The 12538-nt window shown below is 74.1% G+C and carries 5 protein-coding genes; 4 read left to right on the plus strand and 1 reads right to left on the minus strand.

Annotated elements, in window-relative coordinates; all coding sequences use genetic code 11:
* Positions 1–11: 11 nt before the first annotated feature.
* Positions 12–2858: a lysylphosphatidylglycerol synthase transmembrane domain-containing protein gene (locus OTB20_RS16725; RefSeq protein ID WP_420716415.1), complete on the minus strand. Its 2847-nt coding sequence runs from the start codon at positions 2856–2858 to the stop codon at positions 12–14.
* A 169-nt stretch (positions 2859–3027) separates the two neighbouring features.
* Between OTB20_RS16725 and OTB20_RS16730 the strand changes: the two genes are divergently transcribed.
* The 4 genes from OTB20_RS16730 (at position 3028) to OTB20_RS16745 (ending at position 12518) form a co-directional block, all read left to right on the plus strand.
* Positions 3028–3384 (plus strand): MGMT family protein, encoded by a 357-nt coding sequence (locus OTB20_RS16730; RefSeq protein WP_267818318.1) that lies wholly within the window; start codon positions 3028–3030, stop codon positions 3382–3384.
* Positions 3385–3642: 258 nt separating this feature from the next.
* Complete coding sequence (locus OTB20_RS16735) at positions 3643–7182, plus strand: ATP-dependent helicase (RefSeq protein ID WP_267818320.1); 3540 nt, start codon at positions 3643–3645, stop codon at positions 7180–7182.
* Positions 7183–7226: 44 nt separating this feature from the next.
* On the plus strand, positions 7227–11099 hold the full coding sequence (locus tag OTB20_RS16740) for a UvrD-helicase domain-containing protein (RefSeq protein ID WP_267818322.1): 3873 nt from the start codon (positions 7227–7229) through the stop codon (positions 11097–11099).
* Positions 11100–11108: 9 nt separating this feature from the next.
* On the plus strand, positions 11109–12518 hold the full coding sequence (locus tag OTB20_RS16745) for a dipeptidase (RefSeq protein ID WP_267818323.1): 1410 nt from the start codon (positions 11109–11111) through the stop codon (positions 12516–12518).
* Positions 12519–12538 lie beyond the last annotated feature (20 nt).

The following is a 12538-nucleotide window of genomic DNA, read 5'->3' on the forward strand; positions in this document are numbered from 1 at the left end:
GCTCCAGCGGTTTAGATCGCTTCCTTGCGCGTCAGGAAGTTGAAGGAGATCCACCCCGGCAGCACCGGCAGCCAGAACGTCATCACCCGGAACAGCAGTACCGCCGAGAACGCCACCTGGTTGTCCACCCCGGCCGCGATCAGACCCAGCGTCAGCGTGGTCTCCACCGCGCCGATGCCGCCCGGAGTCGGCGCCGCCGAGCCGAGGGCGTTGCCGGCCAGGAAGACCACCGCGATGCTCGCGTAGCTGATGGCCTCGCCGCCCCCGAAGGCGCGGATCGAGGCATCCAGGCACATCACGAAGCAGCCCGTCAGCAGCAGCATCCCGCCGATGCCGGTCAGTAGCTTCTGCGGCCGCTGGAGCACGTCCAGCATGCGCGGGACCACTCCCGCGAACAGGGCCCGTACCCGGGTCGCCACGAACTTCCGCAGGAAAGGCACGGCCGTGACCACCAACACCAGCACGGCCACCGTCAGCAGACCCGCGATGACCGTCCTCGACGGGGTCATCTCCGGGGTCTTCTCGGTGCCCGTCAGATAGCCGAAGGACAGCAGCAGCAGGATGTGGCTGGCCAGGCCGAAGAGCTGGGAGGCACCCACGCTGGCCACCGCCAGCCCCGGCCGGATGCCGGCCCGCTGGAGGAAGCGGGTGTTCAGGGCCACGCCGCCGACCGCCGCCGGAGCCACCAGCTTCACGAAGGATCCGGCGACCTGGGCCAGTACGGTCCGCAGGAACGACACCCGCTCGGGCACGAAGCCCAGCAGGCTCATCGCCGCCGCGAAATAGGTGAGCGCCGAGAAGGCGAGCGCCGCCCCGACCCAGCCCCAGCGGGCTTCGCTGATGGTGGTCCCGAAGTCCACGTGTGCGAGCTGCGTGACCAGGAAGTACGCACCGAACGCGCCCGCGATGAACGAGACCAGCGTGCGCGGCCGGATCCGCTCCAGCCGGGCCGGCTCCACCGGCGCCTGCGGGCGGATCAGCAGCACCTGCTGGCGGATCTGGCTCAGCAGGTCCTCCTCGCGGGCCCCGTCGAGCGCATCGTCCAGGGCCTTCTTCTCGGCCTTGCGCTCCGCGGCGGAACTGGAGCCGGCCGAAGCGGATCCGGCCCCGCGGGCCGCCTTCGCCGCCCGCGAGGACTCCAGTACCGCTTCCCGTTCCCGGTCCGCCCGCTCCCGCGCGAGCCTGCGCAGCGTCGCCCGCGTGGAGCGGCTCAGCGCGATCGGCTGGAGCAGGGGCAGACAGTCCGCCACCGCGTCCGGTCCGAGCACCGACACCGCGGAGGCGACCGACCGCTCGGCGCCGACCCGCAGGCCGAGTGTGGTCAGCAGCTGCGCGATGTCCATGCGCAGTACGAGGTCACCGGCCGCGATCTCGCCGCCGCGCAGGTCGGTCAGGGTGATGGTGTTCGCCGCGCCGCTGCCGGAACGATCCACCACGAGCGCGTCCCCGGTCAGCCGCCGGTGCGCGATCCGCCGGGACTGCAGGGCCCGTACCTGCTGCCAGGCGTTGCGGCTCAAAGCGTCGGTGATCTCCTCGTCGGCCAGCGAGTCCAGGCTCCGGCCGCCCAGGTGCTCGTAGACGAGCATCACGGCGTCCGGGCCCAGCTCGGAGGTGGCGATGAGTCTGGGCGCGTTGGCTCCGGCGGCGATGGCCGCGTACGCCAGCAGCGCTTCCTGCTCGAGCGCCTGGCGCAGCGACTGCAGACTGCGCCCGGTGGTGATCCCGCGCAGGGTGAGACGGCGCCAGACCCGGTAGTAGAAGCCGTGGGCCTGCTGCTCCCGGTCCACGACGGTGACGTCGAGCGGTGGGCCCTCCTCCAAGGTGACGTGGTAGCGCCGCCCCCGGTCGCTGACCTCGGTGCTGTCGGGACCCTCGGGCGACTCGGCGCGCATCGCGCTGACCGGCTGGAAGCCGACCCGGCGCAGGCCCGCGAGGAGGTTCTGCCCGGTGGGGCGGACGTTCGGCGAGCCGACCGCGTACAGGGTTCCGTACGCGACGCTCCAGCCGATCAGCACGGTCAGGATGATCGAGAAGGGGGTGGTGTAACCGCTGACCAGCATCGCGAAGGCGTCCAGCAGCAGGACCACCCACAGGGCGACGCGCCAGCGCGGCCGCCGGGTCATCCCGACGGCGGTCATGTACGCGATCACGGGCGCGAGGTAGCCGTGCACCGGGTCGGTGAGGGAGCCGCCGAGACCGGTGGGGCGGGTGAGGGCGTCCTGGATGGTCTCGGGCGCGGCCTGGGAGACCCACAGGTCGGTGGCGAGGGTGACCCCGTGCGCGAGGACGGCGGCGAGAACGCCGTCGGCGATGCGCAGCCCGTCGCGTTTGATCAGCCGCTCGATGGCGAAAGCCACGGGCACGAGGAGCACGGCGATGCTGGACACCAGCCCGGCGACCTTGATCAGCACGTCGGGGGCCTGGCCGGTGCCGTTGCTGATGTCGGCCTCCAGCCCCGCGGTGGTGCCGTGGGCGAAGGCGGCGATGCCGAGGACGACGGCGATGCCGAGGATCCCGACGAGGAGGCGTACGAGGTCGGAGGGGCGGTGCACACGGGCGGCGAGCAGCGGCTCGTCGACCTCGACCTGGTCGGCGGCCGTCGGGGTGTGGCCGTGCGGGGTCTCGAGGTCCAGCGGCTCGGCGGCCTGGGGGGCGACGGTCTTGGGTTCGACGGTCTTGGGCTCGGCGGCCTGGGGTTCGATGCTCTTGGGCTCGATGCCCTCGGGCTCGGCTTCCGGGGTCTCGGCGTCCTTGGGCTCGGCGGCCCGGAGACCCGGGGGCATGTCCTCGTGGCCCTTCGGCGGGCTTTCGTCAGGGCGCGCGCCGTCGTTCGCCGCCGCGCCGTCCGGAGGACTCACACCCTGCTCCTTTCCCGTCACTTCCATCTCTTCTTGATCACGTATCACGCGTCACCGCCCGGAAGATGGTGGCACGGACCGAAGACCGCGGGGGGCAGCAGGGTGCGAGCCGGTCCGGAACACGCGCTTCCGCAGGCTTGTCGCTCGCCTGCCGGTCCGGTGCCGCACCATGGGCCGAATGAGCGAAGAGCTGCCGGCGTACGCCGAGCGGGTACTGGAGGCGGCCGAGCGGATTCCGCCCGGCCGGGTGATGACGTACGGCGACGTCGCGGAGTGGCTCGGCGAGGGCGGGCCCCGTCAGGTGGGCCGTGTCATGGCGCTGTACGGGGGAGCGGTGCCCTGGTGGCGCGTGGTACGGGCGGACGGCCGCCCGCTGCCCGGCAGCGAGCGGCGGGCGCTGGAGAACTACCGGACCGAGGCCACCCCGCTGCGGCTGACCGGCGACGGCGAACCGCGGCTCGACATGCGTCGGGCGCGCTGGGACGGGTACGACGGGGACGCGGCGCGGGACGAAGGTCACATCTGACAGCTTCGGCCATGTGCGGCCCGGAGGGGCGGTCGAAGGGACGTGCGAAGCCCCGTACGGGGGACGCGTGGGACCGGATGGCAGTGAGGACGGGAGCCCCGGGGAAACTGCGCGCGTCGCGCGGCTTGCCGTAGCGTTGCCCCTTCGGCTTCGGCTTCGGCTTCGGCTTCGGCCATCACCCGGGCCGTCACCACAGCAGCAGCAACCGCTGCGGCAGCGACCGCCGCAACGGCAGACCCACCAGGACCGGCACCCCACGTGAACTCCTCTTCCTCCGACGGCCACCGCACCGAGCGGCGGCGTACGCGGACCCCGGACGCGTACCGCCTGGTGCGTACCGGCGCGGAACGGGTGGATCCCCCTGTGCTGGACGCAGCGCAGCGGGCGGTGGTTGAGCACACCGGCGGACCGCTGCTGGTCCTGGCCGGACCGGGCACCGGAAAGACGACCACGCTGGTGGAAGCGGTCGCGGCCCGCGTCGAGGCGGGCGCCGACCCGGCGCGCGTGCTGATCCTCACCTTCAGCCGCAAGGCCGCCGTGGAACTGCGCGACCGGACCGCCCTGCGGCTCGGCGGCGCGCGGGCCCCGCAGGCCACCACCTTCCACTCCTTCTGTTACGGACTGGTCCGCGCCCACCAGGACGCCGAGCTGTTCGCGGACCCGCTGCGGCTGCTGTCCGGACCGGAGCAGGACGTCATGGTCCGCACCCTGCTGGACGGACAGCGCCGCATCCGCTCGATCCGGTGGCCGGACGACCTGCGGGCCGCGCTGACCACACGGGGCTTCGCGGACGAGGTCCGCGCGGTGCTCGCCCGCGCCCGCGAACTGGGCCTGGGCCCGGCGGCCCTCTCCGACTTCGCCTCCCGCCTCGGCCGGCCGGACTGGAAGGCGGCGGCGGCCTTCCTCGCCGAGTACCTGGACGTCCTGGACCTCCAGGGCACCCTGGACTACGCGGAACTCCTCCACCGGGCGGTGCTCCTCGCGGAGCGCACGCCGTCGGTGGCATCGATGTACGACGTGATCTACGTGGACGAGTACCAGGACACCGACGCCTCACAGCTGCGGCTGCTGCGCGCGCTGGCCGGTCCGGCGGGCCGGCTGACCGCCTTCGGCGACCCCGACCAGTCCATCTACGCCTTCCGCGGCGCCGACATCAACAACATCCTCGACTTCGAGACGGCCTTCCCGGGAGCGGAGGTCCGGGCCCTGACCGTCTCCCGCCGCTCCTCGGCCGTCCTCCTGGCCGCCACCCGCCACCTGACCACCCGCATGCCGATGCCGCGCCTGCCCTCGGCGGCGGTACGGGCCCACCGCGCGCTCGCGTCGACCCGCGAAGGGGGCCGGGTCGAGGTGTTCACGTACCCGACGGCCGGCGCGGAACTGGACAACATCGCCGACATCCTGCGCCGGGCCCACCTGGAGGAGGGCGTGCCGTGGCAGGACATGGCCGTCCTGGTCCGCGCGGGCGGCCGCACCCTGCCGCAGATGCGCCGCGCCCTGATCGCGGCGGGCGTCCCGGCCGAAACGGACGGCACGGACACCCCCCTCCGCCACGAACCGGCCATAGCCCCCCTCCTCACAGCCCTCCGCACCCTCGCCGAATCCAGCCTCCCGACCCCGATCACCACACCGGCGCCCACGGCGGCCGACGCGGCCGTCGCATCGGCCCCGGTCGTGCCCGGCGCCGCGGGCGCCGGAGACATCGGATCGGGATCACTCCAGCGCAACAGTGGGGCGGACGGGCGGGGTACCGCCGCCCCCACCACCGAGGGCGACACCGAGCGGTCCGCACCGGGGGCCGACACAGGCTCCGCTGACGGGCCTGCTTCGGGCACGGGCTCCGCCGACGGGCCGGCCCCGGCCACCGGCTCCGCCGACGGGCCCGCCCCGGGCACCGGTTTCGCCGGTGAGGGGTGGATCGGGGTCGAGGCCGCGCTCGTGCTGCTGTCCTCGCCGCTCGGCGGGATGGACGCCGCCGACCTGCGCCGTCTCGGCCGCGCGCTGCGCGACGAGGAGCGGGCCGCCGGGGTCCGCACCCCGGCGCCCTCCGACGTACTCCTCGCCCGAGCCCTCGCGGAGCCCGAGCGGCTCGTCGCGCACGATCCCGCCTACGCCCGCGGCGCGCAGCGCCTCGGGCTGCTGCTGCGCAAGGCCCGGGAGCTCCTCGCCGGAGGGGGCGCCGCCGAGGAGGTCCTGTGGACCCTCTGGGACGGCACTCCCTGGCCGCAGCGCCTCGAACGCAGCGCCCGCCGCGGCGGACCCGCCGGCCGCAACGCCGACCGTGACCTCGACGCCGTCTGCGCGCTCTTCGACACCGCCGCCCGCGCGGAGGAACGTACCGGCGGCCGCGGCGCCCTCAACTTCCTGGAACAGCTCGAAGCCGAGGACATCGCGGGAGACACCCTCACCCCCCGCGCCACCCGCCGCGAAGCCGTCCGCCTCATGACCGCGCACCGGTCCAAGGGACTGGAGTGGGGGCTCGTCGTCGTCGCGGGCGTACAGGAAGGGCTCTGGCCGGACCTGCGCCGCCGGGGCTCCCTCCTCGAAGCCGACCGCATCGGCCGCGACGGCCTCGCCGAGCCGCTGACCCCCGGCGCGCTCCTCGCAGAGGAGCGCCGCCTCTTCTACGTCGCCGCCACCCGCGCCCGCGAGCGCCTCGTCGTCACCGCCGTCAAGGCCCCCGCCGAGGACGGCGACCAGCCCTCCCGCCTGCTCACCGAGCTGGGTGTCCCCGTCAAGGACGTCACCGGCCGCCCCCGCCGCCCGCTCGCCGTCCCCGCGCTCGTCGCGGAACTCCGCGCCACCACCGTCGACCCCGACGCCTCGCCCGCACTGCGCGACGCCGCCGCCCGGCGCCTCGCCCGGCTCGCCGTGCTCACCGACGACGAGGACCGCCCGCTCGTCCCCGCCGCGCACCCGCAGCGCTGGTGGGGGCTGTACGAGCCCACCCGCAGCAGCGTCCCGCTGCGTGACCGGGACCACCCCGTCGCCCTGTCCGGCTCCGCCCTGGAGCAGCTCGCCAACACCTGCTCCCTCCAGTGGTTCCTGGGCCGGGAGGTCAAGGCCGACGCCCCGTCCACCGCCGCCCAGGGCTTCGGCAACGTCGTCCACGTCCTCGCCGACGAGGTCGCCTCCGGCCGCACCCCCGCCGACCTCGCCGTCCTCATGGAACGCCTCGACTCCGTCTGGGACTCGCTCGCCTTCGACGCACCCTGGAAGTCCCGACAGGAGAAGGACAACGCCCGCGCCGCCCTGGAACGCTTCCTGCGCTGGCACAACACCGACCGCGGGGGGCGGGCGGCCGTGGCCACCGAGCACGACTTCGACGTCACCCTGGACGCGGGGGAGTACGCCGTGCGGGTGAGGGGTTCCATGGACCGGGTCGAGGCGGACGCGCAGGGGCGTGCGTACGTCGTCGACTTCAAGACCGGCAAGGCCGCGCCGACGGCCAAGGAGGTCGACCGCCACCCGCAGCTGGCCGTGTACCAGCTCGCCGTACGCGAGGGCGCCGTCGACGAGGTCTTCGACGGGCTGCGCCCCGCACCCGGCGGCGCGGAGCTCGTGCAGCTGCGCCAGGGCGCCGCCCAGCGCGACGGCGGAGAAACGGTGCCCAGGATCCAGGCGCAGCAGGCCCTGGAGGGCGGCGCCTCCGGCGAGTGGGTCGGCGAGCTGCTCGCCACCGCCGCCGGCCGGGTCCTCGACGAGCGCTTCGCGCCCGCCCTCGGCAAGCACTGCGACCACTGCTCCTTCCGGGCCTCGTGCAGCGCCCGCCCGGAGGGCCGCCAGACGGTGGAGTAGGCCGAGCGGCGAGGACTGTCAGTCCGTGCGGCTAGCCTTTTTACGTGTCCGCGCGCCCGTCCGTCCCACCGGCCCTCACCGATCCCGAGCAGCTCAAGGAGCTCCTGGGGATCCCCTTCACGCCCGAGCAGATGGCCTGCATCACGGCCCCGCCCGCTCCGCAGGTCATCGTGGCCGGCGCCGGCTCCGGCAAGACCACCGTCATGGCCGCCCGCGTGGTCTGGCTGGTGGGCACCGGCGCGGTCGCGCCCGAGCAGGTCCTCGGCCTGACCTTCACCAACAAGGCCGCCGGCGAGCTCGCCGAGCGGGTGCGCACCGCCCTGGCGCGGGCCGGCATCAGCGATCCGGACCCCTCCCCGGCCGACGCCGGCGACGGCGCGGCGGGCGGAGAGCCGCGCATCTCCACGTACCACGCCTTCGCCGGACAGCTCCTCAAGGACCACGGCCTGCGCATCGGCCTGGAGCCCAGCGCCCGGCTGCTCGCCGACGCCACCCGCTTCCAGCTCGCCGCCCGCGTCCTGCGCGAGGCCCCCGGACCGTATCCGGCCCTCACCAAATCCGTTCCCGACCTGGTCAGTGACCTGCTCGCGCTGGACGGAGAGCTCTCCGAGCACCTCGTACCGCCGGAGCGGCTGCGCGCGTACGACACGGAGCTCCTCTCCGTCCTCGCGGACGTCAAGCTGAGCAACGAGGACCTGCGCAAGGTGCCCGAAGCCGTCCGGGGCCGCCTGGAACTGCTGGAGCTGACCGAGCGCTACCGCGCCGCCAAACACTCCCGCGACCTCCTCGACTTCGGCGATCAGATAGCCCTCTCCGCGCGGCTCGCCACCACCCGGCCCGAGGTCGGCGCCCTGCTGCGCGAGGAGTTCCGGGTCGTCCTGCTCGACGAGTACCAGGACACCTCGGTCGCGCAGCGGCTGCTGCTGTCCGGACTGTTCGGCGGGGGCACCGGGCACGCGGTGACCGCCGTCGGCGACCCCTGCCAGGCCATCTACGGCTGGCGAGGCGCCTCCGTGGCCAACCTCGACGACTTTCCCGAGCACTTCCCCTACGCCGACGGCCGCCCCGCCACCCGCTTCTCCCTCAGCGAGAACCGGCGCAGCGGCGGCCGCCTCCTGGACCTGGCCAACGAGCTCGCCACCCCGCTGCGCGCCATGCACGAGGGCGTCCAGGCGCTGCGCCCCGCACCGGGCGCGGAGCGGGACGGGTCCGTCCGCTGCGCCCTCCTGGAGACCCACGCCCAGGAGCTCGACTGGATCGGCGACTCCATCGCCCACCTGGTCCGCACCGGGACGGAGCCGCGCGACATCGCCGTACTGTGCCGCTCGGGCGGGGACTTCGCGCGGATCCAGGCCGTCCTCGTCGAGCGGGACGTCCCCGTCGAGGTGGTCGGCCTCTCCGGGCTCCTGCACCTCCCGGAGGTCGCGGACCTCGTCGCCGTCTGCGAGGTCCTGCAGGACCCGGGAGCCAATGCCGCGCTCGTCCGGCTGCTCATCGGGCCGCGCTGGCGCATCGGCGCCCGCGATCTGGCGCTGCTGGGCCGCCGCGCCCGCACGCTGATCGCCCGCTCCCCGTCCGCGGAGGAGGACCGCCTCGCGGCGGCGGTCGAGGGCGTGGACCCGGCGGAGATCGTGTCGCTGGCCGACGCCCTGGAAACCTTCCTGGACGGCTCGGGCCAGTCCGCCCCCGACCAGCTGCCCTTCTCCGCCGCGGCCCGGGTCCGCTTCGCGCACCTGGCCCAGGAACTGCGCGACCTGCGGCGTTCGCTCTCGGACCCGCTGATGGACGTACTGCACCGGGTGCTGTCGACGACCGGCCTCGACGTGGAGCTGGCCTCGTCCCCGCACGCGCTGGCGGCCCGCCGTCGGGAGACCCTGTCGAGCTTCATGGACGTGGCGGCCGGCTTCGCCTCCCTGGACGGCGAGGCCTCCCTGCTGGCCTTCCTCGGCTTCCTGCGCACGGCGGCCCAGTACGAGAAGGGCCTGGACCACGCACTGCCGGGCGGGGAGAACACGGTCAAGGTGCTCACGGCCCACAAGTCCAAGGGCCTGGAGTGGGACGTGGTCGTGGTCCCCGACCTGTGCGCGGGCTCGTTCCCGAAGGAGAAGGCCCCGGAGGCCTGGACCTCGTACGCGAAGGTCCTCCCGTACGCCCTGCGCGGGGACGCGCCGACGCTTCCGCCCGCCCCCGAATGGACCTCGGCCGGCCTGCGCTCCTTCAAATCGGCCCTGAAGACCCACAAAGCCGTCGAGGAACTGCGCCTCGGCTACGTCACCTTCACCCGTCCGCGTTCCCTCCTCCTGGCCTCGGGCCACTGGTGGGGCCCGACGCAGAAGAAGCCGCGCGGCCCGTCCGCCTTCCTGACCGCCCTCTACGACCACTGCGCCGCGGGCCACGGCGAGATCGAGGCCTGGGCCGACACCCCCGAGGCGGACGCCGAGAACCCGGCCCTGGCCACGGACTCCACCCCGGACCACTCCTGGCCGCTTCCCCTGGACCCCGCCTCCCTCGCCCTGCGCCGAGAAGCAGCCACCCTGGTCGAGTCCTACCTCCACCCGACCCCACCCGGCACCCCGAACCCCCCGGAACCCCAGCCGGAGGACACCTACCTCTGGCCCCCCGACTGCGAAGACCCCGCCTACGACGAGGAACCCCCAACCCCCTGGCCGGACCCCCTGGACGGGCCTGCGGGCACGGAGACCCCTTGGCCGGTCCCGCTGGGCGGCGCTGCGGGTACGGATGACCCCTGGCCGGATGCTGTGGACGGGCCTCCGGACACGGACATCCCGCAGCCGGTCCCGCTGGACCCTCCCGCGGCCACCGACACCTCCTGGCCGCCGGAGGCCGGGACGGGCCCGGGCGCGCCCGCCGGCCTCCCCGCCAAGCCCCCGGCGCCCGGGGCACGCCCCGGCGCGGGCGGGAGCCCGAAGGGGGTCCGGGGCGAAGCCCCGGTTTCGGGAGGGGGCGGGGTGGGGGAAGAAGAAGCCCACCCCCAGGCCCCGGACGACCTGTGGCCGGACCCCGAGGAAGGCTGGCCCGAGGCCGCCACCGTCACCGCGCCCGCAGCCGCCACACCGCACCCCGCCACACCGCACCCCGCCAAGCCCGGCGCCGCCGACGAGGACTTGTTGCCGCAGGACGCGGCCCCGCACCGACGGCCACCGCATCCCGCCGAGCCGACCCCGGAAGACGCCCGGGCCATCGCCTCATGGGACCGCGACCTCGACGCCCTGGAGGGCGAGCTCCGCCGAGCCCGCGCGGCGGTCCGTGACGTGGAGCTCCCGCCCGCGCTCTCCGCCAGCCAGCTGCTCCGGCTCGCCGCCGATGAGCAGGGCTTCGTACGCGACCTCGCCCGCCCCATGCCCAAGCCCCCGCAGCCCGCCGCCCGCCAGGGCACCCGGTTCCACGCCTGGGTGGAGTCCCGCTTCGACGAGCTCCCGCTGCCCCACCTCGATGTCCTCGACCCCCTCACCGATCTCCCCGGAGCCCCCGCCGGGGACGGCTCCGACCAGGACATCGCCGACGAGGCCGACCTCGACTCCCTCAAGGCGGCCTTCGAGCGGTCCGCGTACGCCGACCGGACCCCGTACCGCATGGAGGTCCCGGTCCAGATCACCCTCGCCGGCCGGGTGATCAGGGGCCGGATCGACGCCGTGTACCGCAACCCCGACGGCACGTACGAGATCGTCGACTGGAAGACCGGCCGCACCACCGAGGCCGACCCGCTCCAGCTGGCCGTCTACCGCGTGGCCTGGGCGGAAGCCGCGAACATCCCCCTCACCGATGTCAGGGGCGTCTTCCTGCACGTCCGCAGCGGCCGCGTCATCCGTCCCCGCAACCTCCCCGACCGCGCTCGTCTTGAGCAGATCCTCCAAGGCAAAACGGACACGGAAAGTGACCATCGAACAGACGGTTAGGCTCGTGGCATGAGCGACATCCCGGCGGACAGCGTCGTCCGCACGTACATCGACACGCACCGTGCGGCCTTCCTCGACGACCTCGCCGACTGGCTCCGCATCCCTTCCGTCTCGGCCCAGCCCGAGCACGCGGACGATGTACGGCGCAGCGCCGACTGGCTGGCCGCGAAGCTCGAGGACACCGGTTTCCCGGTCACCGAGGTCTGGCAGACGGCCGGCGCCCCCGCCGTCTTCGCCGAATGGCCCAGCGCGGACCCCGCCGCCCCCACCGTCCTTGTCTACGGGCACCACGACGTGCAGCCCGCGGCCCTCGCCGACGGCTGGCACACCGACCCGTTCGAGCCGGTGATCAAGGACGGCCGGATGTACGGGCGCGGCGCCGCCGACGACAAGGGGCAGGTCTTCTTCCACACCCTCGGCGTCCGGGCGCACCTCGCGGCGACCGGCGCGTCCGCCCCGGCCGTGCATCTGAAGCTGATCATCGAGGGCGAGGAGGAGTCCGGTTCCCCGCACTTCCGCGCCCTCGTTGAGCGCGAGGCGGCCCGCCTCGCCGCCGACATCGTGATCGTCTCCGACACCGGCATGTGGTCCGAGACCACTCCCACCGTCTGCACCGGCATGCGCGGCGTCGCCGACTGCGAGATCGACCTGTTCGGCCCCGACCAGGACATCCACTCGGGTGCCTTCGGCGGCGCCGTACCCAATCCGGCCACCGTCGCCGCCCGCCTCGTCGCGGCCCTGCACGACGCGGACGAGCGGGTCACGATCCCCGGCTTCTACGACAACATCGCCGAGCTCACCGACGCGGAGCGCGAGCTGATCGCCGAGCTCCCCTTCGACGAGAGCGAGTGGCTCCGTACGGCCAGGTCGTACGCGGCCGCGGGCGAGGCGGGCTACTCCACGCTGGAGCGCGTGTGGGCCCGCCCGACCGCCGAGGTCAACGGCATCGGCGGCGGCTACCAGGGGCCCGGCGGCAAGACCATCGTGCCCGCCTCGGCGCACCTGAAGCTGTCCTTCCGCCTGGTCTCCGGGCAGGACCCGTACGAGGTCGAGACCGCCGTCACGGCCTGGGTCGAGGAACGCGTCCCGGCCGGAATCCGGCATTCCATCACCTTCGGCGCCCCGACCCGGCCGTGCCTGACCCCGCTGGACCACCCGGCGCTGCAGTCGGTCGTACGCGCCATGGGCCGGGCCTTCGGCCAGAAGATCCGGTTCACCCGCGAGGGCGGCTCGGGTCCGGCGGCCGACCTCCAGGACGTGCTGGACGCCCCTGTCCTCTTCCTCGGGATCTCCGTACCCTCCGACGGCTGGCACTCGCCGAACGAGAAGGTGGAGCTCGACCTGCTCACCAAGGGGGTCGAGACCACGGCGTACCTCTGGAGCGACCTGGCCGCCCACTGGAAGCCGGCGTCCGGTTGACGACGCCCGGCCGGCACCCG

This window comes from Streptomyces sp. H27-H1 (genome assembly GCF_026627445.1).
GTDB lineage: Bacteria > Actinomycetota > Actinomycetes > Streptomycetales > Streptomycetaceae > Streptomyces.